Source organism: Paenibacillus taichungensis (genome assembly GCF_013359905.1).
Lineage (GTDB): Bacteria > Bacillota > Bacilli > Paenibacillales > Paenibacillaceae > Paenibacillus > Paenibacillus taichungensis.
On the sequence record NZ_JABMCC010000115.1, the window covers coordinates 202,726 to 229,253 of the forward strand.

Below are 26,528 nucleotides of genomic sequence, written 5' to 3' on the forward strand. Positions count from 1 at the left end.
ATTGACCTTGTACAAATAAACCAATTCGATACTAAACAAATACCCCTATCATTTCTCTGCAGAAATGATAGGGGTATTTGTCATATGATAAGAGCCGCAATAAAACGAAAAAGCTGCATCTTGCGAGCCTCATTCTGCGTAGCCTTCACTCTTGACCAAAGGCAGCAAAATCGTAAATTCTGTTCCTGCACCTAAGTGGCTGCGAACTGTAATTTTCCCGCCATACGATTCCACAATCGAACGGGTAATGGCAAGGCCTAGGCCCGCACCCCCTTGTTTTCTTGAACGGGAAGAGCTTGTGCGATAGAAGCGTTCAAAGATATGAGGGACATGTTCCGGTTCAATCCCGGAGCCGTTATCTTTGACGGTTAACTCAGCTTTATTTCGAGCGGCATACAGACTAATGCTGATGGCTCCAAGATCTGAATCGGTGTGCTGAACTGCATTGTGGAATAGATTAAGTACAACCTGTTTCAATTTGTGAGCATCGGCCATTACATGTACTTCAGCGGTCAGGTCGAGATGAACCTGTCTTTCCTGAGCCATCATGATCAGCTGTGGCTGCATTTCAAGCAGCAGACTGTCAAGTTGAATGACTTCCTGCTCTTGCTGAGGGGCCTGATCCAGCTTCGTCAGCATAAGCAGGTCCTCTACAAGTTTGTTAATCCGCATCGATTCACCATACATGCTGTTCAAAGCACTATATAATTGTTCGCTGTTGGAAGCTGCGCCGCGCTTGAGCACCTCAATGAATCCGTGAATGGAGGTAAGAGGGGTACGCAGTTCATGGGAAGCATCAGACAGAAAACGCTGCATCTGTTCTTTTGACTCCCGTTCTGCTTCAAACGAGTCTTCAAGCCTCTCAAGCATGCCGTTAAATGAAAGCGCCAGCTGATCCACTTCCTGTTGTCCCTGGACAGAAGGAAGACGTTCAGCCAAGCTGCCTGCATCGATTCGTTGCACAGTATCTACCATACTGGACAAGGGAATTAACGTCCGGCGAAGTGCTTTGGCGTATAGAACGAGTCCAGCCACCATAGCCAGCAGGGATAACATCAAGAAGATCAGAAGCTGTTTCACAATCAGATCTTTTAGCGGTTTCGTAGCCGTACCCATCTGTACCATGGGTAAGCCGCGATTACGCGGTCCAGGTGAAGAGAAGACAATTAGCTGCTCATTGCCTTTATTATCCGTTACAATCCGGTACGGAACATGTTGTTTAGCGTTGATCCGATCTGTAATGTTCTGATATTCAACTGACGTCAAGCGAGGAGCGGTCAGACCGTCTTCACCAAAAATATCCTCAAAGCCACTTTGATTATCAAATAAAGCCAGTGAACGATCAGGAATGTATAAGAAACGATTGCCTGATCCTCTTGGATCTGATCCGGATTGCCCGCCAAAAGGATTATTTGTCGCACCACTTCGTGAAGACGATCCGAGCCACACAGGAGGCATGGACATGAGCTGCTCTTCCATGGTTTTCGCCTGGTTGCGATACAAGAAGCTTTCCATAATCCAGAATTGAAGAATGCCAATTAACAATAGCAGAGCAGCCAGAATGAACAGGGAGCGTGCAAGTAATTGAGAGCGGAGCGAACGTGGCGATATCCATTGATGTAGCCAAGTCCAAAGATGTTTATCTTTCTTAAATAGAGAGACCATCAGAGATCCACCCTGTATCCGACACCTCGAAGTGTACGAATGAGCTTATGTTCTTTATCCCCCAGTTTGTCACGCAAGGAGCGGACATACACCTCCACAATATTCTCTTCTCCGCCAAAATCGTATCCCCACACGCGGTTCAGAATGGTCGCTTTACTCAGGACAATACCATGATTGAGCACGATGAATTTTAATAGTTCATATTCGGTTGGAGATAACTCCAGAATCTGATCGTGATAGGTAATCTCTTTGCGTTGATCATCAATTCGGAATGGGCCATGAGTCACTGCCCCTATTAATAAAGGAAACTGGTTACGCAGCCTTGCCTGAATCCGTGCAAGCAGTTCATCGAACGCAAAAGGCTTAATCATATAATCGTCAGCACCAAGCCATAGGCCTTTTACCCGATTCTCGACTTCATCTTTGGCTGTCAGCATGATCACCCCGACCTGGGCCCCGCTCTTGCGCAGACGCTCAACAACCTCAAACCCATCCATCTCGGGCATCATGACATCCAGAATGGCCATATGTGGACGAAAGTCGAGTGCTAATTCAAGCGCAGCAGCTCCATCCGGGGCCGTACGAACATCAAAGCCTTCGTTGCTTAGTCCTAGCTCCAGAAATTGCAAAATATGTGGTTCATCATCGGCCAATAGTATTTTAATGCCAGTACTTAGCTTCATAAGCAGGCGTTCCCTCCCGTTAAATCCATCAATTACATATCCTCAATTCTAGAGGTCTATATGCTGTATTATCGCTCGCCAAACTGAAAATTAGCTGAAAAATTTGCAAGTTATCCTCAGGCAACATTCAGCGGGCACTCATCCCAGTTTTACTTTGGCCTGTCACAATAGTAGACATGAAGAACTTGAAGGAGTGATTGAGATTGAATAACGCCAAACGAAGGATTGACCTTGTCCTTCTGCCGATTGTTTTACTGGCGGCATTTCTGAACGGGTATGGAATCTGGAACGACCAATATGCCAATTCCTATTATACGACCGCCGTCGGGAGCATGCTGAGGAATTTCCATAACTTTTTCTATGCATCGCTTGACTCGGCTGGTTCGGTAACCGTAGACAAACCACCGGTTGTCTTCTGGATTCAAACCGCTTTTGCTTATGTTTTTGGATTGCATGGATGGAGTGTTATTTTACCGCAAGCGTTAGCGGGGATCGGTTCGGTGCTACTTATATATTTCATGGTCAAGCCTACATTTGGTCTTGCCGCAGCGCGAATCTCGGCACTTGCGATGGCGACTGTTCCTGTTGTGGCAGCGGTCAGCCGTACCAACAATATTGACAGCATGCTGGTATTCACATTGCTGCTGGGTTCATGGTTTTTGTTCAAGGGAAGCAAGCAAGGTAGTACGTGGCGTATCCTGGTTGCCTTTGCACTCATTGGACTTGCTTTTAATATGAAAATGCTTCAAGCCTATATGATTCTTCCGGCTTTCTACTTGTTCTATCTGCTTGCATTCAATGCAAAGTGGAGAAGAAAAATCATCCTGCTGATCGGAAGTACGGCGGTGCTGGCAGTCGTTTCTTTATCCTGGGCAGTCACCGTGGATTCAATACCTACAGATGAACGGCCTTATATCGGCAGCAGTGAAACCAATTCAGTGCTGGAGTTGGCTTTTGGATATAACGGCTTATCCCGTCTCACAGGGCAACAGAACAGATCAGCGAATGCTGGCATGCCAAACGCCTCCGATGAAGGCAAGGCCCGTGGCACCGCAGCTTCCCAGACCTCAGCATCTGATCAGTCGGGCAGCGGCTCGGCTCCAACAGGCAATGCACCGGGAAATGGTGAAATGGGTGGCATGAATGGAATGACTTTTCCAGGCGGTCAGATGCCAAACGGTGGCGAGATACCTAATGGAAGAAATTTCGGAGGTGGTAATGGCGGCGGAGGCATGGGTGGCATGTTTGGTACCGGGGAGAAAGGTCCTCTGCGGTTATTCCAGACCGAACTGTCCGGCCAGGCCAGTTGGCTTTTGCCGATTGTATTACTGGGCTGCATCGCGATTTTTGCAGGGTTAAGACGGAGAAATATAACCGATAAGCATAAGGAAGCCTTGTTCTGGCTGGCCTGGCTGCTTCCGGTAGCTGCTTTCTTTAGTGTGGCAGGCTTCTTCCATCAATATTATCTGATTATGCTCGCCCCTCCAGTAGCTGCATTAACCGGAGCAGGATTTGCAGCCATGTGGACGGCATATCGTGAACGCAATGGCTGGCAAGCCTGGCTGCTTCCGTTATCTGTGCTGCTTACGACCATCTTCGGCTGGTATATCATGCAGGTGTATAACGAAACTATTGGGGCAGGTTGGTCTATAAGTGAATTAATTGCAGGCATTCTGATCACGATTATCCTGATTGTGATGCTTAATCGTTCACATCCATGGAAACAGGGTTTGATAATTGCAGGCTTCATGGTCATGCTGATCGGTCCGACCTATTGGGCATTCACACCTATCACGTATGGAGGCAACAGCATGATCCCTGCCGCCGGGCCTACAGGTTCCAATGGAATGTTCGGTGGAATGGGCATGGCAATGGGAGATAGACAAGGTGATCGCAATGGTGGCGGTATGGGTATGGCTCAGCCAAATACATCAAATGACACCGACACCGATCAGGCTTTCCCATCGTCCGATGAAGCTGACCCGAACAATGCGGGCATGGGAACACCTCCGAATTCAGGCGGAAACATGAATGGCGGCGGAGGCATGCCGACGACAGGTGGTCGAGGTGGCGCGGGAAACCGCAACGAAGAAGTGGACACCACAACACTGAATTATCTGAGAGAGCATAACACAGGTGAAACCTATCTCTTTGCAACGACGGACTATAACCAGGCAGCTCCATATATCATCGATGAAAATGAAGCAGTCATTACGCTTGGCGGGTTCTCGGGTTCAGATCCGGTGTATAGCACGGAAAAATTGGAACAACTCGTGAAGAGTGGGCAAGTGAAATACTTCATGGTAGGTGGCATGGGCGGCCGAGGTGGCAGTTCTGATATTGGCGACTGGATCAAGGAGCATGGTACCGAAATTCCAACGTCAGAGTGGAAGACGGGTACGGACAGCGGTTCAGGTTTCGGCGGTCAAACCACTCTATATGAAGTGAAATTATAAGCGTGATCGAATGGTATAAGGGAGGGAACGAACATGGCTCAAAAGTGCCGTTACAGCATTATCATTCCGATGTATAACGAAGAAGCGGTGATTGAGGAGACCTATCGGCGTCTGAAAAAAGTCATGGGCAGTACAGGAGAGAGTTACGAGCTTCTCTTTGTCAACGACGGTAGCGTGGACCAAAGTGCACAGATGATCCGTGACTACGCCCGTTGGGACGAAAGTGTGAAGCTGATAGATTTTGCGCGCAACTTCGGTCACCAGATCGCAATTACGGCAGGGATGGATTATGCAGCAGGCGATGCCGTCGTCATTATTGATGCGGATCTTCAGGACCCTCCCGAGCTGATATTGGACATGATCGCCAAGTGGAAAGAGGGCTATGAGGTTGTCTATGCCCGTCGAACCAGACGAAGCGGGGAGACACGCTTCAAGAAATGGTCGGCAAGCATGTTCTATCGCGTACTGCGTGCGTCGACGGATACGGAAATTCCAGTGGATACGGGGGATTTCCGACTGATTGATCGCAAGGTGTGTGATGAGATGAAACGTCTTCCGGAAAAAAATCGATTTGTTCGCGGACTGGTCAGTTGGGTGGGGTTCCGTCAGACGGCCATTGAGTATGAACGGGATGAGCGTTTGGCAGGGGAGACAAAATACCCGCTGAAACGTATGTTGAAGCTGAGTTTGGACGGCATTACCTCATTCTCACACAAACCGCTCAAGCTTGCAGGTTACGTAGGAGCTATTCTATCCATCGGCGGCTTCATCTATATGCTTAGTGTCATTGCTTCAGCGATATTTACAGATTCTACAATCAAAGGATGGCCTTCGATGGTCAGCATCATGCTGATTTTTAACGGCTTCATATTGATCATGCTGGGCATTCTTGGCGAGTATGTCGGCCGAATCTATGATGAAACGAAGGCGCGTCCGCTCTATATCGTAAGAGATGTGTATCAGGTGGAGAGTCAGTCAAGTCAGTCACGGTTAACGGGCAGAGTTGCTCATCATGACTAATCGGTTGGTCACTATATTTAAGTTCGGAATTGTGGGTGTCCTGAATACTGCATTGGATGCATTGGTATTCACGTTGCTCGCTGCCGCAGGCGCACCTGCTCTAATTGCCCAGCTGATCTCGTATAGCTGTGGGGTCGTGAATAGTTACTGGTGGAACGGCAGATGGACCTTCCAGGATGCGGGAAGACAGGGCAAAAAAAATGAAATCATGCGTTTTGTAATCACCAATCTGGTGGTTCTTACGTTATCTTCTCTGATTCTGTACATCTGCAATAGCATATTAGGTTGGAGCGTTGTAATGAGTAAAATACTGGCAACTCTCTCGGGCATGGTAATAAATTATATCGCCAGTCGGTATTGGGTGTTCCGGGCAGAGCCCATTCAAGGATCTGACCCTTCATCTGATGCTAATGAAAGGAGTGCTTCATGATATGAGAATTAAAAAAGCAGTCATTCCGGCAGCGGGGCTAGGCACCCGATTTTTGCCGGCAACCAAAGCACAACCCAAAGAAATGCTGCCAATAGTGGACAAACCGGCGATTCAATACATTGTGGAAGAAGCAGTACAATCGGGCATTGAAAATATCATCATCGTAACCGGACGCAATAAAAAATCGATCGAAGATCATTTTGACAAATCGGTTGAATTGGAGCATTCCCTGTACGCCAAGGGCAAGCAAGCACTACTGGAAGAGGTACAAGCGATCAGCGAAATGGCAAGTATTCATTTTATCCGGCAAAAAGAACCGCTTGGATTGGGCCATGCGATTGGATGTGCTCGTCAGTTTGTGGGAGATGATCCATTCGCCGTACTGCTTGGAGATGATATTATGGTGTCAGATCCACCAGCACTTGCACAGATGATTCATTTATATGAAAAAACAGGAAGCCAGATTGTTGGCGTGCGGCAGGTGCAACCTGCTGACGTGAGTAAATACGGGATTATCGATTCACAAGGGGCAGAGGATCGGGTTCACCGAATTACCAATCTGGTAGAAAAACCTTCAATTGAAGAAGCGCCCTCCCGAACAGCTGTGATGGGACGTTACATTCTGAAACCTTCCATCTTTCCCATTCTGGATCGAATCGAGAGAGGTGCTGGTGGAGAATATCAGCTAACGGATGCGCTGAAAGAAGTAAGCCAGGTGGAAGAGCTGCTGGCTCTTGAACTGGAAGGACACCGCTACGATATTGGTAATCAGTTCGGATATATTCAGGCGATCCTAGAGATTGGACTGATGCGTAAGGAACTACAGCCCATGCTGACACCATATCTTCAGAAGCTTGCAACGCAGTGGGCCTAGGGAGATATGTAGCAGAGGTTTAGATCTGCTTTTAGGAGGGGCTCCTTCGTGCTATGGTCCTGTCATAGACTCCAGCATTGTACAATGGTGCCTGTCACGCTACAATGAGCAAGAAGTTCAAGTTGCTCTTTGAGGAGTGAGGAATCATGAGTCAGACTATCATCAGGGATCTTATTAAGCATATGGACGTGGAGGACAACGCCGCCATTCAATACATTCAGACCGAGCATCGGTTGAAACTGGGACTCTTTTGGGGAATCAAGGAAGGCAGCCGCGTTCTGGAAATCGGTTGTGGTCAGGGAGATACAACTGCCGTGCTTGCACATCTGGTGGGGGAGCATGGGTACGTTCATGGTGTAGATATTGCACCAGAGGATTATGGTGCACCACTGACCGTAGGGGAAGCGGCAGCCAAGCTGCTGAAATCTCCGCTGGGTGACCGAATTCGAATGGATTATGAGTTTGACATCCTAAGTGATCAGGCTCAATTCGCCGAGAATGAGTTTGATGTGATCGTGCTTTCCCATTGTTCATGGTACCTGAAATCGTTTGACGAACTCGCCCAGATTCTTAGCAAGGTTAGGACGTGGGGACATCAGCTATGTTTCGCCGAATGGGATACACGAGTTACAGATGTGAGCCAGCTCTCACATTGGTTATCCGTTCTGATTCAGTCCCAGGTCGAATGTTACAAGGAGAACAGCTTTTCCAATGTGCGCACGCTCTTTACACCGGAGGATATCCAAGAGCTTGTCTCTGCGGCGGGGTGGACGATTAAGGAAGAGATTTCAATCCATTCTCCCGAACTGCAGGACGGTCGTTGGGAAACCGAAATGACACTGGCAGAAGCCCCTGTGGAACTGCAAATGCTTCCGATCCCGGACAAAGTAAAAACACTTCTTCTTTCCGAACTGAAATTACTTCGGACACATCATGCGACGGGGCCTGGGAGTCCACTGGGAACGTATGCGATTGTTGCCAAAAAGCAGTAGAGAAATAACCATTTGCAGCAATTTATAAGAAAAACGTATATCGACGTACTTTCACAGAAGACAGACCACGTTTAGCTGAAGTTTTTCTTGCGATAATTGAATTGTTCAGCTCCGCTGAAAACGTATAAATTCCATGATCTAAAAAAATGTGTTTACTTCACGATAGTAATTTTGATATTATAATCGCAATATCAAATGCGATGAAGAGATGAGTAAATAAAAGGTTTCTTTCACAGAGAGCTCCGGCAGCTGAAAAGGAGTAAAGAATTTTTTGTTGAATAAAGACTCAGAGCAGCACATCGGAACTTTCAGGATTGAGGGATGGTGTGACAGGAGCTCCTGTTACAGAGCGAGAGTATATGCGGATTACGGCATAATTGAATGCAGTTATCCTTAATAACTCGAAGAGGCTGGTATGGCGACATATTGGCGAATCTGGGTGGTACCACGAGTGTAACAATCTCGTCCCTGAGACTTTTGTCTTGGGGATGGGATTTTTTGGTTTTTCCGGGATGTTGGCTACACGCTTTGGAAACGCCTGAATAGTGTTTAATAAGAGGAAACTCACACCGAAAGGAAATGATGATTTTATGTCAGCAAAATTGAAAGTCGGTATCGTCGGAGGAACGGGAATGGTAGGTCAGCGTTTTGTGGATCTGCTCAATGAACACCCATGGTTTGAAGTAACGGCTATTTCAGCAAGTGCTAACTCGGCAGGCAAAACATACGAAGAATCCGTACAAGGCAGATGGAAGCTCGCTGCTCCGATTCCGGAAGCAGTGAAAAACATTGTTGTGCAGGACGCTTCCCAAGTTGAAGCTTTTGCGAGCCAGGTTGATTTTATATTCTGTGCTGTAGATATGAAAAAGAATGAAATTCAAGCGCTCGAAGAGGCTTATGCCAAAACGGGAACTCCGGTTGTTTCCAACAACTCGGCTCACCGCTGGACAGCGGATGTACCCATGGTCATTCCGGAAATTAACCCGGGACATCTGGACGTGATTGAAGCTCAACGCAAACGTCTGGGTACGAAAACCGGATTCATCGCAGTTAAACCCAACTGCTCGATTCAGAGCTATGTGCCAGCACTGCACGCATTGCGTGAGTTCAACCCGACTCAGGTTGTAGCTTCCACATACCAAGCCATCTCTGGAGCAGGTAAAAACTTTACGGACTGGCCAGATATGCTCGATAATGTCATTCCATACATCGGTGGAGAAGAAGAGAAGAGTGAGCAGGAACCACTGCGGATCTGGGGTAGCATCGAAAATAATCAAATCGTCAAAGCATCTGCTCCATTAATTACAACACAATGTATTCGTGTACCGGTAACGGATGGGCATCTGGCAACCGTGTTTGTGAACTTCGAGAAAAAACCAAGCAAAGACGAAATTCTGGAGCGTTGGTTGCAGTTCAAAGGTCGCCCACAGGAGCTGTCTCTGCCAAGCGCACCAAAACAGTTCATTACGTATTTCGAAGAAGAGAACAGACCACAAACGAAGCTGGATCGTGACATCGAGCGCGGTATGGGCGTTTCAACGGGCAGACTGCGTGAGGACTCCCTGTATGATTACAAGTTTGTAGGACTGTCTCACAACACACTGCGCGGAGCAGCAGGCGGTGCTGTATTGATCGCTGAATTGCTCAAAGCTGAAGGATATATTCAGCCGAAATAAAAGAATATCACTGACAGGTAACCCCTTTTAGTAGACAAGAGTATGAGCATCTGAGAAGATGAATTTATTTTTGTTGAACAGAGGGGTATTTTAAATTCAAACCGTTTTGCTTCGGTATTTGGATGACATCGTTACTAAACATATCCGTTACTAGGGAAGAAGGGATCTGCTCATGTCGTTACAATCATCATTCTATGAAGGGCAAAACCAATATGGTAAATATTACATTGTAAATTCATGAGAATTCAGGTATTTTTATTAACGGCAAACTTTTCTTTTATAAAGTAAAAGTGGATTGTCTTAGCAGGTAGCAATTGAAATGAAGAAGAAAGGAGGAAGGAATATTATGTCAGAAGTTGCTAGTCAAAGAGTACATAAGCCAGGACCACAGCCAGTAAGTTTCGGTAGTTGGATGCTCACATTGTTCCTTATGATGATTCCGCTTGTAAACATTATTATGTTGTTTGTTTGGGCATTTGGAGATTCCAACCCTTCGAAAGCCAATTATGCCAAAGCATCATTGCTGTGGGCAGCGATCGGAATTGTTGTGTATATTCTTGTGTTCGTACTTATTATTGGAGCTGGAATTTCACTCTCAGATTACTAGGTTTATGAATACGTAGCTTGATAAAGTTTTAACTCGAACGCCGACAATAATGTCGGCGTTTTTTAATTTTGTTTTTTCTCATGTTCGTTGATTAGGTACACATTTCGTTAGTTGTAGTTCTATTCCATGAAGAGGATTGGGATTACGATAGAAATATCAAGCGACGAAGTGGGTGATGAGGAAAATGAAGAAAGTAAATGTGCCAGACCACCCACAATTGTTGGGAAAGGGAGTTACGCAGACCAAATCGGTTTCAGGGTGGAAAAGGTTTATAGGACAGTGGGAGTTTCAGGTTATGATCTGGCCTGCTCTGTTATTCTTGCTGATCTTCAGCTATGGACCCATGTGGGGGATTTTTATTGCGTTCCAGGATTACAATTTGTTTGCAGGAGTGAAGAATAGTCCGTGGGTTGGATTCATGCATTTTCGCATGTTCTTTGAATCTCCGGAATTCTGGAGCGTGATGCGAAATACATTTGCCATCAGTTTGCTCAAGCTGTGTATCGGTTTTCCCGCGCCGATCATCTTGGCCCTGATGTTAAATGAAGTGGCAGGCAAGTTCAAACGAGTCGTTCAGACAGTCACTTATGTTCCTCATTTTATGTCATGGATCGTAATCTCTGGGCTCGTATTCTCTATGCTTGCGGTGGATAATGGGGCGGTTAATGAGCTTCTGATCGCACTAAATCTCATTCATGAGCCGGTTAACTGGATGTCCACACCCGAGTATTTCTGGGGAATCCTTGTATCCTTAAATGTCTGGAAAGAGATTGGCTTCGGTTCGATTGTCTACCTAGCGGCCATTATCGGCATTGATCCCGCCCAATATGAATCTGCTTCCATCGATGGAGCGAGCCGTTTCCAACAGATCTTTCGAATTACAATCCCGAATATTATGCCGATTATGATGATCTTTCTGATTTTGGGGATTGGTAACATTCTAAATGCAGGGTATGAAGATATTCTGGTACTGACAAAAAACCTGAGTAATGGCATCGTTCTTCCCGTTGCGGATGTAATCGACACCTATGTCTATCAGATGGGAATTGTTAATCAACGATTCTCCTATGCAACCGCGGCAGGATTATTCAAATCGTTATTAAGTGTAACATTGTTGGTTGTAGCGAACACATTGGCAAGAAAGTTCGGAAAAACTAGCTTGTGGTAAAACCGCGAGTGAAAGAGTGGGAGATTGTCTATGAAACTGTCTGCAGGAGATCGTATTCTCAAAATCGTGATCTATGCGCTGTTGAGCATTCTGGCATTTATTACTTTTTATCCGTTCTGGAATTCCCTTGTCTTGTCGTTGAACGTAGGTTTCGATACCTCCTCAGGTGGGATCACCTTTTGGCCAAGACAATTTACGTTGGAGAATTATGCAGTTGTGTTCCAAGAAAAAAATATCTACAATGCGTATCTCATCACGATTCTTCGGACAGTAATTGGCACGGTATGTGCACTGCTTTTTACATCTTTATTCGCTTATGCGATGTCCAAAAAAGGGATCATGTTCAAGAAAACCTACATGATTCTTGCCGTAATAACCATGTTCTTCAGCGGAGGAATTATTCCGTACTTTATCCTTGTCTATCACCTTCAATTATATGATACGTTCTTATTCCTCGTGCTTCATGGCATGGTTAACGTGTATAACATGATCATCTTCCGTACCTTTTTTATGGAACTTCCGGACGGGCTGGAGGAATCGGCCAAAATGGACGGATGCAGCAATTTTGGTGTATTTTTTCGAATTGTGCTGCCTGTATCCGGCCCCGTGATGGCGACCCTAGGACTTTTTACTGCTGTATTTTTGTGGAATGACTGGTTTATCCCGGCGGTATTCATCAGCAATCAAAATTTGATCCCTCTGCAAACGTTGTTGGTCCAGATTATCAACGCAGGAACAACGGCTTCGCTGATGACCAATCTGAACAGTTATGCGCAAAGTATGGTGCAAAATACAGTTACCGTAAAATCCTTGCAGATGGCTACGATGATGGTGGCCACGCTACCTATTCTCATGATCTATCCATTTTTACAGAAGTATTTTGTGAAAGGTGTTCTGGTAGGCTCACTTAAAGAGTAGTTTGCTCGCAAAATGGTTATGAAGCCTTCTTGTCTGACGGACAGGAAGACGTGTAACATACAAATGTATAAGAGAGGGGCAAGGCAAATATGGAACGAAAACAACAAAAACGACGTAAATCACTGCGCTGGCTTCACCTTTCGGCATTAAGTGCAGTACTAATGATCAGTGGATGTACAGGAGGCGAGGAGGGGGCAAGTCCATCTGTAAATGAAAGCGCAAACACCAAAGAGCAGATAAAGACAGGTGAAACCGTCTCTCCAAATGCGGATTCAAAATCAAAAGTAAGACCAGTCAGCTTCACCCAATTTGTCAATTATGACTGGTACACAGCTCCAACATGGGAAGAACGCCCACATGGCAAATGGATAACAGACGAGCTTGGTGTTGTGATGGAACCTGTACAATCCAACGGAGCGGCTGCGACCAAACTCAATTCCATGATTGTTGCCAAAAAACTTCCTGATGCCATAGTACTTGACCGAGGCAAAGACGTTGAACGACTAGTCAGTGCAGGTCAGCTAGTAGCGCTTGACCCTTATCTGGAGAAGTATCCCGAGTTTGTAAAGACAATCGGGGAAGAGACGATAAATATGCTCCGCAGTGCGGACGGTAAGTTATACCAAATTCCGAACTGGTTTATTAGTGGTGATAACGGAAATGGCAATGCAGCCTATCTTGTGAATCGTAAAATTTACAAGGAATTGGGATCACCGAAGGTGGAAACCTGGAGCGAGCTTGAGGCTTATCTGAAGCAGGTAAAGGAGCGGTATAACGGCAGTATCGTTCCGATTGATTTTGGGGAAATGCGTGACAGTGAATCTCAGATGATCAGCATGCTCTATAGTGGAGCAGCGGAAGATCGCACAGGTGGATTTATTTCACCGGGTTCTGGAGGTGTATTTGGTGTACCGCAGGGGGATCAGCTAAGTTCTATTTACACAGATCCTGCTTTTGAACAAACCGTCATGTATGCAAGTCGTTTATTCCGTGAGGGATTAACTTCTAAAGATGCGTTTACCCAGACACGTGATCAAATTTTGGAAAAACTGAAAAATGGTAAAGTCGCTGTATTCAGTGCCTTTGATTCGGTGGTCGAAGGGATAGGGCGTGAAGCTAACAACCATCTGCAAGCTGCCGACCTGGAAGCGGGATATGATGTCATCTGGCCGGTGCATGCCGATGGCGTGGACAAAAACAAGGTGTATCCGAGTGGATACAATACGCTCGGCTGGAACGTGAATGTCATTACGAAGAATGCCAAGGATCCGGAAGCCATTTTTGCTTATATGAACTGGGCGATCAGTGAAGAAGGCCAGCAAGTCCTCTTTTTTGGGCCGAAAGGATTGTTCTATGATGAGGTTAAAGACGGCGTTCCGATCCCGAATGAAGCCTATGTTAACCGTGATCCGAAGAAATATGACGAAATGAAGATTGGAGAGTTTAACTGGTACGGTAACACAAGTTACGTCGATGTGGTCAAAGCCAAACGGGAAGAACTTCTGCCCGAAGAAGCACAAGACTGGACAACGGTTGCCCAGTCCACCGTTTCCTTTAAAACGTCCAAAAACATGACTGAATTCTCCAATCTGGATCCTCTTGCAACTTCGGAAGAAGGGATTATTCTCCAAAGGTTGAAAGATTATTATAAGCAGGTCATTCCTCGTCTTGTATTCGCCGGAAATGATGAAGAAGTGAAGAGTATTCTGGCGGAGGCTCAGGCGGAATCTGTGAAGCTTGGATATGACAAAGTGCTGAAATGGAAAACCGCCAAATGGCAGGAGAATCTTAAAATTATGGGGAAATGATAGTAGAACCAAGCTATACGATGTCAAAACGGTGGGTGTGCTGAGGCACGCCCTTTTATTCTCTATTAAGGAGTCGAACGATCATGTATAAAGCAGCGTTGGTCGATGACGAAAATTACGATCTGGTCGGTATGCGTGAACTTATTCCCTGGGACGAACTTAATATTGAGATCGCTTTCATGGGGAACAAACCACTTGCCGCATTGCATTACCTTCAGAATCATGATGTGGACATTCTCGTTACCGATATTAAAATGCCCGTAATGTCTGGCTTGGAGCTTGCCCGAATGGCACTCCAGAAACAGCCGGAGCTTAAAATCATATTTATCAGCGGTTATGAGGACTTTGATTATGCGAAACAGGCTATTCATTTGAAAGCAGATGGCTATATCCTGAAACCGGTGGATGACGATGAAATTAAGACAACTCTGCAAAAAATCGTTCATGTTCTGAGAGAAGAGAATGCCAGATTGGAGACAAACAATGGGAGCGATGCACTTGAACATTTTGATTTTGTGAAACAGGATTTCTTGAAGCATCTCATGGAAGGTAGTATTGATGCGCCAACCTTGCAGTCCTTCACCCGGCTTTATCCGCTTCCCCCACGAACGGAGACGGCCCATGCCGTTATTATAGAAATGGATCATATGCAGCACTTGTTCACAGATGAAGAATATGAACGATGGCATGAGCTGACTTTCCGCCAAATTACGTCCTGGATTGAAACTAAAAATTGGGGGGCATGGTGCCGATTGTCTACGGACCGAATTGGACTCATGTATTCCTATGATGCTGGGGATATAGAATTGAATCTGAACGAACTTATCCATTACATACGTGATCGGTCCCGCTTTACCATTACGGTCAGCTTTGGACAAAAAACGGATCGGGTTACCGAACTGCCGGTATCCTTTGATGAAGCGCGAAATTTAATCGGATGCAAAATGTTTCTTGGTAAAAATCGGCTTATCTCTCCAGGAGAGGTGCATGTTCCGCTTGTAAGAGATGTACTGGACGTAAATAGTCAGCTGGATCGGCTTTTTACAGCGATGTCCACATATGATCTCGTCACAATCTGTGATGCCGTGGAGGAGCTGTTTGAGCATGTGCGGGCCTTTTCCGATTCGTCCAAAGTACACCATTTCTCTACTCATGTCCTGTCACGGCTCGAAGGATATTTGAATGCAGAGGCACAAGGTGATTTTCCTCACTTTGCAAAGTGGAAAGCAGAAGGATTTGAGACCGTTCAGCAGTTCGACACGGTGGATGATATTAAATCCTGGCTAAGACGAACCGTGTTCGAATGGTCGGAACATATCTACTTGCGCAAGCAAAAGTCCAATTGGAAGTTATTCTCCGATATTGAACATTATGTTGGGCAGCGTCTGTCACAAGACGTAACTCTAAAGGATCTGGCTGCCCATTTCTCGTATTCTCCGAATCACCTTGGATTTCTGTTCAAGGATAAGGTAGGGGTCAATTTTAGTGATTATGTTGCTGCCCGACGGCTTGAACATGCCAGGCATCTGCTGCAGACTACTAATCTCAAAATCTATGAGATCGCCGATCAGGTTGGTTATCGAAGTCTCACCTATTTCAGCCGATTGTTCAGGGAAACTTTTGGCATGAAGCCCGGCGATTTTAGAAAGCAGAGTTGATGCATGATACAACACAGCAATCGACGACGCTTCCTGCCCATTTTATATAAATTACTTATATCCAATCTGGCACTTGTAATTATCCCGATTATAGTCATTGGTTGTTATGCCTATATATCCTCAGCACGTTCAGTGGAGGAACATACACGAAATAACCTTGAGGTAGCAGTGAGTCAGATTCAAAGCAATGTGGAATACAGGGTAGGGGAGATTATTCGCAGTTCAGATGAAATCTATCAGGATCAGGGGTTATCTACGTTGCTTTCGGGCTATTATCTGGACTGGGAGAAGTATCAGGTGACAACGCAATATGTGATGCCAAGACTTGAATCGGCTACCAATCTGCCCAAATCCAAAATCAAGCTCTCCCTGTATTTGCATGCACCTACCATCAGTGAATTTTACTACAATGAAACGGAGCAATCGTTGATCGCTGGAGAAAGACAGTATGAGATTCTGCATACCAGCCGGATTGTGGATAAGGCATGGTACCAGAATCTGCGCATCGGTTACGACGAAATGAAATGGCAGCAAATTGAGAACGATGCCAAATACGGATATATCTCTTTGTTAAGACATGCCATTAATTACGAAACGTTTCAGTCCATTGGCCTTATTCGAGCTTCCGTTAAGTTGAAAGATATTTTTGAAGATGTTGACTTCAATCAATTAGGGGAAGGGACGAAGCTGTTTGTACTCGATCAGCATGAACAGCTCCTCTATTCGAGTTCGCCTGGCGGTTCCTTGCCTTATACTGCCGAGGAGTTGAATGAATCCCGTGATTATCTGAAAATCTCCAAACCGATTCACAATATTCCTGTTCAGATCGTTGCACTGGTCCCCAATGCATCCTTTAAGGACAATTCTCAGAAAGTTCGGAACGTGACCATCATCATATGTGTCATCAGCATTCTTGTCATGACCCTTGTCAGTTTCATTATGGCACGTATGTTCTCCAGCCGCCTCTCCAAACTCGTAGTATCACTTGAAGCTTTCAAAGAAGGGGAACTACAACGGCGAATTCAATACACAGGTAATGATGAGTTTGCCATTATTGCGGAGTCTTTTAACGAAATGGCTTCCACTACAGAGCAATTAATTGATGAAGTCTATACGAGCAAGCTGGAGAAGAAGGAAGCAGAACTGCAAATTTTGCATTCAAAAATAAATCCTCACTTTTTATACAACACGTTTTCTTCGATTAGCCGCATGGCAAAGCTTGGGGAAATTGATAAGCTGCATGAGATGATTCGTGCGCTGGCGAAGTTTTATCGTCTTACCCTAAACAAGGGAGAAATGCTGATTCAAGTCGAGAAAGAGCTTCACATTGTTAGAACGTATCTTGATATTCAAAATATTAAATATGCAGAACGAATTCATTATCAGTTAGAAGCTGAACCGGAAACTTTAGGGCTGGAAACAGTTAAATTCATACTGCAACCGTTTGTCGAAAATGTGCTGGAACATGCCTGGTATGACGATGAGATCAAGATTCATATTAAGGTAAAAAAGCAGGCAGAACATGTACACATTGAAGTGCACGATAATGGACTTGGGATGAAACAGGAGATTATAGACGCAATTTTCACCGAAGGAGCAGGTGGTATAGGATACGGAATACGCAACGTGGACCAGAGGATCAAACTTCATTATGGCAAGGACTATGGCGTGAGTATTCGTAGTGAAGTGGGAACAGGTACGGTAGTTACGATTGTTTTTCCGATTAAGTCTCCGCCTTCCAGACAGGAGTAGTTCCGTGCAAAGTTACACTTATCGTTGCTCGGTATAGTATTTTTTGTAAGCGTACCCAATTTAAAATGAAAGGAGCCGATACATCTTCATATTCCACATCATGACTTCGGTACCTATCACCCATTGAAGGGGGTATTTTAAGACATGGCATCAAGAAGTAAAAGAAGAGCATTTGCTGGCAAAGGATTGGCGATTGCATTGATCGCTGCATTATTTACCACCTTGTTTCCGGGCTTTGTCCCATCCAAAGCTCAGGCTGAACCTGCATCCTATCTATTGTCTAGCAATCGACCAGCTTATGCTTCATCAACTGAAGGGAATAATACGCCGAATCTCGCCGTTGACGGTTCCAGTGGCACCAGATGGTCGAGTGCCTGGGGCAAAGATCCACAGTGGCTGTATGTAGATCTGGGTGACACTGCTACGATTGACAAAGTACGCATCCAATGGGAGGGAGCATATGCCAAGGCTTATCAAGTTCAGGTTTCAACCGATGAAGTGAACTGGACTGACATCTACAATACAGCTACAGGCAATGGCGGGACTGATGAGCTCACCGTTAATGGAAGCGGCCGCTACGTACGCGTATTAGGGACAGAAAGGGCCCTCGCCAACTATGGTTACTCGATCATTGAATTGGAAGTGTACGGAACGGGTGGCACTGGTGTACCACCTGTTACATATGGACCGGATGTGGCTCAGGGTAAGCAAGTTACCGTCTCTTCCTATGAACAATCCGATTATCTGCCCCCTGGGGCAACACTTCCGGAGAATGCAGTCGATGGGAATTCCTCTACCCGATGGGGTTCGAATCATACGGATGACGAATGGATCTATGTGGATTTGGGCAGCAAGCGGAACATTGGACGAGTGGTTCTGAACTGGGAAGGGGCTGCAGGACGTGCCTTTGATCTGCAAATCTCCGATGATGCCACTGCCTGGACTACCGTGTACCGGGAGCTGCATGGCAAGGGAGGGAAACAGGATATTTCGATGTATGCATCCGGACGTTATGTCAAAATGCAAGGCATCGGAAGAGCGACCAATTTTGGCTACTCTCTGTTTGATTTTGAAGTATACGACTATGTAGACGGAACGCCGAAGCCATCCTACCCAATCCCTGAATTGCCAAGTCCCAGCACGGTTCAGGTAGGGAAGGGCAGTTATCTGACGAATGACATCCGTATGCCTCAGCCCAAACATCCTTCCTATAAAACGGATAACGTTCAAGCACCTATCGCGTCTAATGACTGGTGGCAATCCCTGCTTATTAAGCCGCTCAGCGATTCCATTATTACACTGCCACTCAAATCCAAGTTCTACCCCCAAGGGCTCGGGCTTCTGAACCCAGGGGAAGGATGGATTAATGGAGATGGAAGTGCAGTGAATGCAGACGGAAACCCGGATCTGTATTTTATGTCCACCAATATTAATGCCAATAATATGGAAACCCGAGTAAGCGGGTACAGCGATTATGCGGTAGATACGATTTTGAGTGACGATGCTTCAGCAAAAATGAAAACGACCTTTGTAAAGGGTTCACCATATGTATTTATGGAATTCAACAATCCTAACACAGCCGAAATCTTTTCTTCACTCATTACCAAAGTCGTGAATGGTAATGGAGAAACGGTATTGCAATCGGATGGTGATACCTTTACGGGGGATCATATTGGCATTCAGTTGGAGAATCAAAGTGGCGATCCGGCTGGGGGAAAAGAGGAACGGTACTACGGAATATTTGCCCCAGAAGGAACTGTATTCAAAAAAGCGGGAGCCAAGATCAAACTCCAGCTTGGAGGCGGGAAAGTTTATCTATCCGCAGCGACAATGCCATCTTTAACGGATCTAAATCAATTCCATGAGCACGCTTATGCCTTTGTAACGAACACAGAGGTTACTTATAACTATAACGAGCAAACGTCTACCGTTACGACCAACTTCAAAGCCGAGACCGAAGTGAAGCGTCCAGGGTTCTCACCGAACACATTGCAGGCCCTATATCCACATCAATGGAAAATTACGAATTCTCCACTTACTTCGCTCACATATCCGTCCATTCGTGGAACGTTGAAAGTGCGGGAAGGAAACCAGTTTACGGTGGAGGATCATTTCTACGGCATGGTTCCCCAGTTCACAGAACCTACCAATGCAGAATACAACCGAGAAGAGATGGTAGCCTATCTCGAAATGCTCAAAACGGAGACAGACAACAATCTGATGGCTGCTGACGCTTACTGGCAAGGCAAAAAACTTCATCCTCTTGCCATGGGTGTACTTGCGGCGAACGAAATGGGAGAGACCGTCTACCGTGACCTGTTCCTTTCCCGCATGAAAGAGATTCTGGTCGATTGGTATACGTACACAGCAGGTGAACCTGATTATTTCCTCTATTACAATGATGATTGGGGAACGATGTACTACAAGACAAGTGAGTTTGGTGCTAACTATGGAATTACAGATCATCATTTCACTTATGGGTATTATGTATTTGCATCAGCAGTGTTGGCTACTTTTGATAAACAGTTCCGGGCAGACTATGGTGATATGGTGGATCATCTTATTCGGGATTATGGCAATCCGTCCAAGAACGATCCGTTGTATCCGTCTTTCCGCAGCTTTGATCCTTATCAGGGCCATTCCTGGGCAGGAGGCTATGCAGATAATGATAGTGGCAACAATCAGGAAGCTGCTGGTGAATCCCTCTTTGGCTGGGTAGGGCAGTATATGTGGAGCTTGTTAACCAAAGATCAGGATTTCCGAGATGCTGCGATTTACGGATTCACAACTGAACTGAAGGCAATTGAGCAATACTGGTTCAACTATGATGGAGATAATTGGCTCGATGAATGGAAACACGCTTCTGTAGGGCAAGTCTATGGAAGTTCGTATTTCTTTGGTACCTTCTTTAGCGGTGAACCGGTTCATATTTATGGTATTCACTGGCTGCCAACCAGTGAATATCTGACCAGTTATGGTCTGGACAAAACGAAGGCTGCTGGCTTGTATAACGGATTTGTTGCCGATAACGGTGGACCTGAACGAGAATGGCAGCATATTGTATGGCCTATTCAGGCGCTAAGTGATCCGGCTGAAGTGCTTGCCAAGTGGAATGCTTCATCGATGCAAAAAAATGAAGTTTTTAATACGTACTGGTTCGTAAACAGTATGGCAACACTTGGTGAACGGACGAAAGACATCTGGGCCACCGGATGGAGCAGTGCAACCGTCTACAAGAAAAATGGAACATATACTGCACAAATCTGGAATCCGACAGATGAGAGTGTAACGGTCACTTTCAAAAATGCATCTGGGACCACTGGAAAAGCTGTTGTTGGGCCTAAGTCTCTGGTAAGAGTCGATCCAACCCAAAATACGCAAGTTTCTGATTCCTGGATTCCCTGGAACGGAGAAAACGGAGGAAATGAAGGTGGAGAAGATGGAGGGGATACGAACGTTAATTTTGCACTTAACAAAAATGTGACCGTTTCTTCAACGGAAGAGCCTTTTGTTGGCAATAATGCAGTCGATGGCAATCCCGAGACACGTTGGAGTTCCGGATTTGGAGATACCCCGGAGTGGATTACGATTGATCTGGGAGAGGCCAAGCAAGTAAAACGCATCAAGCTGAATTGGGAAGCAGCCTATGCTACAGCTTATCGTATTGACGTATCGGAAGATGGTACCGTTTGGAAGGAAGTGTATCATACGCAAGAGGGCAAAGGTGGTCTGGAAGAACTTGCGGTGAACGGAAAAGGAAAATATGTGCGACTCACGGGAGAGAAACGAGCCACCCAATATGGGTACTCACTCTATGAAGTGGAAGTGTATGGTAGAGACTAGACGTTCACAATGTTCTAGACACGGGAACAGCAGATCAGTATATTCTGATCTGCTGTTTGTGTTTAGAGCATGTTTAAGATAAAACGGTACAATGGCGGATTCGCATTTAGGCTGCAGACGTCTTATCAGCATTGTGAAGAGTCTGCGAACGACGCCCAAGCAGATAGCCTGCAAGCGAGGCCAACATCTGCTGGAATACCATGCCGAGTACAACCGGGACGGCAACCGGTGGAGGGAAATAAGATACGGCAAGTACCGCTCCCGCACTAATATTGCGCATGCCTCCGTTGAACACAAGTGCAACCTGATCGGCTTCATTCCAACCGAGTAATCGGGCAACGAAGTAGCTTAGAGCATAGCCAAATGAGGCCAGAAAAATAATGATGGCTGCTAGACCAGCGAGCTGCCAGTTAAAGTCAGCCAAATAGGGAGCAACAACAGAACCATTAATCGCGACAACCGCTGCCATGAACAATTTGGAGAACGGATTCAGTCTGGGCCCCCAGACCGGAACAATGGCCCCTTTGGTCCATTCATTCAAAAGCATTCCGAGCAAGGAGGGGACAACGATCATCCAGAACAGACTGCTCATCATGGCTGCAATATCCAACGATACGCTAGTGCCAATCAGCAAGGATAACACACCGGGTACCACGAAAGGAGCAAGCATGGTGTCAATCAGGATAATCGACAGCGTCAGAGCGATATTGCCCCGATAGATGCTGACCCAGATAAAACTGCTCACACCTGTCGGAATAACGGCAGCTAGAACAAGGCCCGTTATCGTGTAGGCATCCGTTGGGAAGACCAGGTGACCCATGCCTAGAGCAATGAGAGGCATCGCCAGATGCAGAATAAACAGACAAACAAACAGTGGAAAAGGCTTCTTCAGCACGTTCACAAAATCCCGTATCCCGAGACTGATGCTTCCGGCAAACGTCATGAACGCAAAAAGCCATGGCGACAAAAAGGTATAAGAAGAAAGAAGACTCCCGCAAAGAACGCCAATAATAATGCTGATTGGGGTAATCAGTGGCATGATGCGGTTCAAGCGTACATTTAAGGCCTGAAGCATATTCATGACATCCCTTTACCGTATGATTCCTTTATTATACATGTTAATAACGCTGAGTGCAGACCCATTTGCAATGTAGCATACGGAGCAGTTATCATAAATCTGGAAGAAACACTTCAAGTTGAAGAAGGGGAGATGGTCATGATTAAACGAAAAAGAAAGCACACATTGATGATGGCAGGCCTCATTGCGTCAAGTATTCTTGTGATATCCGCCTGTTCTGTTGTAGAACAAGCGAATCAAAGTTTGAATTACGTTAGTGGGGCTACTGATTATATAGAGCAAGTATCGAACGCCGGAGCCGAACTGCAAGAACTCGCATCAGGAGCGGTGAGTAACCCGGAAGTAACAACTCAGGTACAGGAGAAAATAGATCAGATTCAGGCGGAAGCCAGCGAATTCTCTCAGCTTACTGCACCAGCGATAGGGGAAAGCATTCATGAAAATCTGGTCAGTTACAACAATCAATTAACCGAAGTGGTGGGTCAATTTGAGAATACGCTTGCAGAGCAGGGCTTTACGGCAGAAAACTGGGAGAAGACAGGGATTCCTGAATTGATCACCAATATTAATGGTTTAAAAGATCCATTAAGCGGTCTTGGAATCGAAGTCAATTAAGATTTAAACAGTCTAGGCCTTGAGCATTAGCAGGTTCATCTCATGGAAAAGGACGATATACCGGAGTGATGTTAATCACTTCCAGATATCGTCCTTTTTGCTTTTTCTAATATTAAGATGATGATTTGCCACGAATTTTGGAACTTAGATCTTCAATCTGTTCATCCAGTACATTTCCTGCTTTACTTAGAAACCCTGTAATAAGCTCCAGCTCTTCCTCAGTGTAAGTGGAAGCCATTTTAACCATAGCTGCGTGAAGGGTGAGGTACGTGCTGCTGACCTCTTCCTTGTTTTCGTACAAAGGCACAATGATGACTTTACGGCGGTCATTGGGGTCATTTTCCCGGCGAACAAAGCCGTTCTTCTCAAGCCTGTCAATTAATGTCGTGACACTCCCTGTGGCCAGACCGGTAAGTTTTGACAGCTCACCTGCAGTGATTGGACCTTTCTCGCGCAGGATATCCACGGATATGAAATCGTTATTGTACAAGCCTAAAGAGGCAGCCACATGCTGCTGATATAAAACGGTTCGTGTACCCAGGCTCCGCATGCGCAACGTAAAATTCTCCTGTAATTCGGTAGGTTGTTGTTGATGTTCTCTTGACAAAAGATAACCCTCCTCTTAAGATGACATATATCTTGATTATCGAGATATTAGATTAACAAGATAATAAATTTTGGAGATACTAGATTGACGTATGATTAATTTCAACTTATTTTAACGAACTCTGTACTTATTTGCAAAGGGGACGATCGATTTTGAGAGACACAATGATGATTAAAGGTGCACGGGAGAACAACCTGAAGAATATTTCACTTTCGATTCCGAAGTATAAATTGGTTGTTCTAACGGGTCCGTCCGGCTCCGGCAAATCCACGCTGGCAATGGATACCCTTCAGCGAGAATGCCAGAGACAATACATGGAATCGATGGGATTAACATCGGATTCGATCAGCAAACCAAAGGTGGAGTCGATCACAGGTCTTTCTCCATCCATCAGCGTAGGACAGCACATTACTAACCGGAATCCACGCTCAACAGTAGGAACAGTGACAGACATTTACACTTACGTTCGTTTCATTTTTTCCAGACTAGGAGAGCGTATATGTCCATCCTGTATTGGCACCATTTCGCCATCGTGGGAAGCGGCTGGTCATCTAACTGAGGAAGACGAATACATGGGACATCAGATTATACTTTGTCCACATTGCAATACCGAGCTGGAGAAGCTGGGTATGTCACACTTTTCGTTCAATAAACCGGAGGGTGCTTGTGATATATGTAGTGGACTGGGTCATGTGGCATCAATCAACGAAGCTGCTGTATTCAATCCTGAGCTTAGTGTGCGGGATGGAGGTGTAGCTTCGTTAAATGGTGTGCATCGGGATATTCAGATCCGAATTCTGGTTGCAGCTGGACAGCATTTTGGATTCGGATTCGATCCGGATCGGCCATTGAAGGACCTTGGTGAAATCGAGCGTGATTTGCTGTACTACGGCGTCGATAGCGAAGAATTCAAGCAGCATTACCCTAATATCAAACCCATCCAGGGAACCAAGTTCGAAGGTGTAATCCCCGGATTGTGGCGACGCTATAAGGAAAAGGAAGGAGAAGGTGGTGGAACGGAAAAAGACGGACGTTTTTTTCATCAACAGCAGTGTCCTGAATGTCAGGGAGCTCGTTTGAAAAAAGAAATTCTTTCGGTAAGCGTAGCTGGCGCATCCATCTCCGACGTCACCAACTGGTCATTCAGCAAAGTGTTGGAATGGACGGGAGGACTTCAAGAAGTGATCTCATCCGAGGCACATCACCTGCTTGATCCAATCCTTCACGATCTGCCCACCAAATTGAAACGCATTATGGATGTTGGACTTGGCTATCTCTCCATGGATCGTCAGACCGTAACTTTATCTGGTGGTGAAACCCAGCGATTACGACTTGCAACGCTTCTAGGCTCTGGTTTAACGGGCGTATTGTATATTCTGGACGAACCGACAACAGGGCTTCATCCGAAAGATACCGTTGGCCTGATTCGTGTACTTCAGGAGCTTCGTGATCTGGGCAATACGATCCTCGTCATTGAACACGATATTGAGATGATGCGTGCTGCCGATCATGTGATCGACATTGGACCTGGTGCTGGAGTCAATGGAGGGATAGTTGTTGGTGAAGGGAGCCTGGAGGATGTAATGGCAATTGAGCTTTCGGTTACGGGGGCTTATCTGAGAAATGAATCTTTGGCTAGTCCTTCTTATAACCGAAGAACAGGTACGGGGCAGCATCTTGCCATTCGGGGAGCCCATTTGCGCAACATCGATATTCCGGTTGTATCTTTTCCATTAGGCACACTGATCTCCGTAACGGGTGTTTCGGGGTCCGGCAAATCTACGCTTGTATTTGATATCCTCGCACAGGGTATGGAGTCAGGTCTGAAACCAACAGGTTGTGAAGAGATAACAGGCTTGGAGCACGTAGGTGATATCGTTATTTTTGACCAAACGCCGATGGGCAGAATGCAACGGTCGAATGTGGCCACCTACACCGATGTATTTACGCACCTGCGTCAGCTGTTCGCTGGTTTGCCAGATGCCAAGGCACGAAAGCTAACTGCGAAGCACTTCTCGTTTAATACACCCGGAGGGCGCTGTGAAACCTGTCAAGGTCTTGGGGTATTGTCTGTAGACATGAACTTCCTGCCTGATCTGGAGGTAACTTGTCATGATTGCAAGGGCAGACGGTTCGTGGATGAGGTGTTACAGGTTCAATACGAAGGTTTCTCGATATCTGATGTACTGAATATGGCAGTGGCCGAAAGTCTGCCTGTCCTGAAAAGTCAGACCAAAATCGCCGATCTTGTAGAGATGTTGTGTGAAGTTGGACTGGGTTACCTCCAATGGGGTCAATCCGTCAAAACATTGTCAGGTGGTGAGGGCCAACGGATCAGGCTGGCAAAAGAGCTGAGTAAAAAGAGCAAAAAACACACGCTCTATCTGTTGGATGAGCCAACAACCGGCCTTCATCCGTCAGACATCAAGCAACTCCATATTTTGCTGGATAAGCTGGTTGAGTCGGGGAATACCGTTGTCGTTGTAGAGCACAGTCTGGAATTGATTCGGGAATCCGATTGGGTTATTGACATTGGCCCAGAAGGTGGCGCAGCGGGTGGAGAACTGGTAGCCGAAGGTACGCCGGAGCAGGTGGCGGAAGTCAGAGCCTCCCATACAGGACAATTTTTGAAGCGTATATTAGCCGAAGGGCTTTAATCAGAATGGATAAGGGGAAAA

General features: G+C 45.9%; 19 protein-coding genes and 1 other annotated feature. Of the genes, 15 read left to right on the plus strand and 4 right to left on the minus strand.

Annotation, left to right across the window (positions count from 1 at the left end):
• Positions 1-129: 129 nt before the first annotated feature.
• Both HP548_RS20305 and HP548_RS20310 read right to left on the minus strand, forming a co-directional pair.
• The gene (locus HP548_RS20305) at positions 130-1,665 is read right to left on the minus strand and encodes a sensor histidine kinase (RefSeq protein WP_175382656.1); all 1,536 of its coding nucleotides are present in this window, start codon (positions 1,663-1,665) and stop codon (positions 130-132) included.
• Complete coding sequence (locus tag HP548_RS20310; protein WP_063563521.1) at positions 1,665-2,348, minus strand: response regulator transcription factor; 684 nt, start codon at positions 2,346-2,348, stop codon at positions 1,665-1,667. The genes HP548_RS20305 and HP548_RS20310 overlap by 1 nt, the downstream gene beginning before the upstream one ends.
• A 203-nt stretch (positions 2,349-2,551) precedes the next feature.
• Here HP548_RS20310 and HP548_RS20315 point away from each other — a divergent pair, with 203 nt between their 5' ends.
• From HP548_RS20315 to HP548_RS20375, 13 genes are all read left to right on the plus strand, one after another.
• Positions 2,552-4,804, plus strand: coding sequence for a glycosyltransferase family 39 protein (locus tag HP548_RS20315; RefSeq protein WP_175382657.1), 2,253 nt, complete (start codon positions 2,552-2,554; stop codon positions 4,802-4,804).
• Between the two features lie 33 nt (positions 4,805-4,837).
• Positions 4,838-5,824, plus strand: coding sequence for a glycosyltransferase family 2 protein (locus tag HP548_RS20320; RefSeq protein WP_099854504.1), 987 nt, complete (start codon positions 4,838-4,840; stop codon positions 5,822-5,824).
• The gene (locus HP548_RS20325) at positions 5,817-6,254 is read left to right on the plus strand and encodes a GtrA family protein (RefSeq protein WP_175382658.1); all 438 of its coding nucleotides are present in this window, start codon (positions 5,817-5,819) and stop codon (positions 6,252-6,254) included. Before HP548_RS20320 ends, HP548_RS20325 begins: the two co-directional genes overlap by 8 nt.
• 1 nt (position 6,255) lies before the next feature.
• On the plus strand, positions 6,256-7,128 hold the full coding sequence (gene galU / locus HP548_RS20330; protein ID WP_175382659.1) for a UTP--glucose-1-phosphate uridylyltransferase GalU: 873 nt from the start codon (positions 6,256-6,258) through the stop codon (positions 7,126-7,128).
• Positions 7,129-7,274: 146 nt separating this feature from the next.
• On the plus strand, positions 7,275-8,120 hold the full coding sequence (locus tag HP548_RS20335; RefSeq protein ID WP_175382660.1) for a class I SAM-dependent methyltransferase: 846 nt from the start codon (positions 7,275-7,277) through the stop codon (positions 8,118-8,120).
• 191 nt (positions 8,121-8,311) lie between these two features.
• Positions 8,312-8,593 (plus strand) — a binding site (T-box leader).
• A gap of 117 nt (positions 8,594-8,710) precedes the next feature.
• Positions 8,711-9,796, plus strand: a complete 1,086-nt coding sequence (asd, locus tag HP548_RS20340; protein WP_076291114.1) for an aspartate-semialdehyde dehydrogenase — start codon at positions 8,711-8,713, stop codon at positions 9,794-9,796.
• Between the two features lie 346 nt (positions 9,797-10,142).
• Complete coding sequence (locus HP548_RS20345) at positions 10,143-10,403, plus strand: hypothetical protein (RefSeq protein ID WP_246318138.1); 261 nt, start codon at positions 10,143-10,145, stop codon at positions 10,401-10,403.
• Positions 10,404-10,698: 295 nt separating this feature from the next.
• Positions 10,699-11,571, plus strand: coding sequence for an ABC transporter permease (locus HP548_RS20350; RefSeq protein ID WP_246318169.1), 873 nt, complete (start codon positions 10,699-10,701; stop codon positions 11,569-11,571).
• 30 nt (positions 11,572-11,601) lie between these two features.
• Positions 11,602-12,489 (plus strand): carbohydrate ABC transporter permease, encoded by an 888-nt coding sequence (locus HP548_RS20355; RefSeq protein ID WP_175382662.1) that lies wholly within the window; start codon positions 11,602-11,604, stop codon positions 12,487-12,489.
• A gap of 89 nt (positions 12,490-12,578) precedes the next feature.
• The gene (locus tag HP548_RS20360; protein WP_246318139.1) at positions 12,579-14,297 is read left to right on the plus strand and encodes an extracellular solute-binding protein; all 1,719 of its coding nucleotides are present in this window, start codon (positions 12,579-12,581) and stop codon (positions 14,295-14,297) included.
• An 83-nt stretch (positions 14,298-14,380) separates the two neighbouring features.
• The gene (locus tag HP548_RS20365; RefSeq protein WP_099854494.1) at positions 14,381-15,955 is read left to right on the plus strand and encodes a response regulator transcription factor; all 1,575 of its coding nucleotides are present in this window, start codon (positions 14,381-14,383) and stop codon (positions 15,953-15,955) included.
• Between the two features lie 3 nt (positions 15,956-15,958).
• Complete coding sequence (locus HP548_RS20370; RefSeq protein WP_217504769.1) at positions 15,959-17,707, plus strand: cache domain-containing sensor histidine kinase; 1,749 nt, start codon at positions 15,959-15,961, stop codon at positions 17,705-17,707.
• A 144-nt stretch (positions 17,708-17,851) separates the two neighbouring features.
• Positions 17,852-21,550 carry a discoidin domain-containing protein gene (locus HP548_RS20375; RefSeq protein ID WP_175382663.1) on the plus strand — a complete coding sequence of 1,233 codons (3,699 nt, stop codon included), beginning with the start codon at positions 17,852-17,854 and terminating at the stop codon, positions 21,548-21,550.
• A gap of 106 nt (positions 21,551-21,656) precedes the next feature.
• Here the strand turns inward: HP548_RS20375 and HP548_RS20380 are convergent, their stop codons facing one another.
• Positions 21,657-22,625, minus strand: coding sequence for a bile acid:sodium symporter family protein (locus HP548_RS20380; protein ID WP_063563531.1), 969 nt, complete (start codon positions 22,623-22,625; stop codon positions 21,657-21,659).
• Between the two features lie 141 nt (positions 22,626-22,766).
• Here HP548_RS20380 and HP548_RS20385 point away from each other — a divergent pair, with 141 nt between their 5' ends.
• Complete coding sequence (locus HP548_RS20385) at positions 22,767-23,243, plus strand: DUF6376 family protein (RefSeq protein ID WP_175382664.1); 477 nt, start codon at positions 22,767-22,769, stop codon at positions 23,241-23,243.
• Positions 23,244-23,355: 112 nt separating this feature from the next.
• On the opposite strand, the gene HP548_RS20390 is transcribed toward HP548_RS20385, so the two are convergent.
• Complete coding sequence (locus HP548_RS20390) at positions 23,356-23,793, minus strand: MarR family winged helix-turn-helix transcriptional regulator (protein WP_175382958.1); 438 nt, start codon at positions 23,791-23,793, stop codon at positions 23,356-23,358.
• Between the two features lie 221 nt (positions 23,794-24,014).
• Here HP548_RS20390 and uvrA point away from each other — a divergent pair, with 221 nt between their 5' ends.
• Positions 24,015-26,507, plus strand: a complete 2,493-nt coding sequence (gene uvrA / locus HP548_RS20395; protein WP_409347672.1) for an excinuclease ABC subunit UvrA — start codon at positions 24,015-24,017, stop codon at positions 26,505-26,507.
• Positions 26,508-26,528 lie beyond the last annotated feature (21 nt).

Bases quoted from the DNA above. Each gene is read 5' to 3' on its own strand.
- HP548_RS20305 (WP_175382656.1), bottom strand. From the start codon at position 1,665: ATGGTCTCTCTATTTAAGAAAGATAAACATCTTTGGACTTGGCTACAT.
- HP548_RS20310 (WP_063563521.1), bottom strand. From the start codon at position 2,348: ATGAAGCTAAGTACTGGCATTAAAATACTATTGGCCGATGATGAACCA.
- HP548_RS20320 (WP_099854504.1), top strand. From the start codon at position 4,838: ATGGCTCAAAAGTGCCGTTACAGCATTATCATTCCGATGTATAACGAA.
- HP548_RS20325 (WP_175382658.1), top strand. From the start codon at position 5,817: ATGACTAATCGGTTGGTCACTATATTTAAGTTCGGAATTGTGGGTGTC.
- galU (WP_175382659.1), top strand. From the start codon at position 6,256: ATGAGAATTAAAAAAGCAGTCATTCCGGCAGCGGGGCTAGGCACCCGA.
- HP548_RS20335 (WP_175382660.1), top strand. From the start codon at position 7,275: ATGAGTCAGACTATCATCAGGGATCTTATTAAGCATATGGACGTGGAG.
- asd (WP_076291114.1), top strand. From the start codon at position 8,711: ATGTCAGCAAAATTGAAAGTCGGTATCGTCGGAGGAACGGGAATGGTA.
- HP548_RS20345 (WP_246318138.1), top strand. From the start codon at position 10,143: ATGTCAGAAGTTGCTAGTCAAAGAGTACATAAGCCAGGACCACAGCCA.
- HP548_RS20350 (WP_246318169.1), top strand. From the start codon at position 10,699: ATGATCTGGCCTGCTCTGTTATTCTTGCTGATCTTCAGCTATGGACCC.
- HP548_RS20355 (WP_175382662.1), top strand. From the start codon at position 11,602: ATGAAACTGTCTGCAGGAGATCGTATTCTCAAAATCGTGATCTATGCG.
- HP548_RS20360 (WP_246318139.1), top strand. From the start codon at position 12,579: ATGGAACGAAAACAACAAAAACGACGTAAATCACTGCGCTGGCTTCAC.
- HP548_RS20365 (WP_099854494.1), top strand. From the start codon at position 14,381: ATGTATAAAGCAGCGTTGGTCGATGACGAAAATTACGATCTGGTCGGT.
- HP548_RS20370 (WP_217504769.1), top strand. From the start codon at position 15,959: ATGATACAACACAGCAATCGACGACGCTTCCTGCCCATTTTATATAAA.
- HP548_RS20375 (WP_175382663.1), top strand. From the start codon at position 17,852: ATGGCATCAAGAAGTAAAAGAAGAGCATTTGCTGGCAAAGGATTGGCG.
- HP548_RS20380 (WP_063563531.1), bottom strand. From the start codon at position 22,625: ATGCTTCAGGCCTTAAATGTACGCTTGAACCGCATCATGCCACTGATT.
- HP548_RS20385 (WP_175382664.1), top strand. From the start codon at position 22,767: ATGATTAAACGAAAAAGAAAGCACACATTGATGATGGCAGGCCTCATT.
- HP548_RS20390 (WP_175382958.1), bottom strand. From the start codon at position 23,793: ATGCGGAGCCTGGGTACACGAACCGTTTTATATCAGCAGCATGTGGCT.
- uvrA (WP_409347672.1), top strand. From the start codon at position 24,015: ATGATGATTAAAGGTGCACGGGAGAACAACCTGAAGAATATTTCACTT.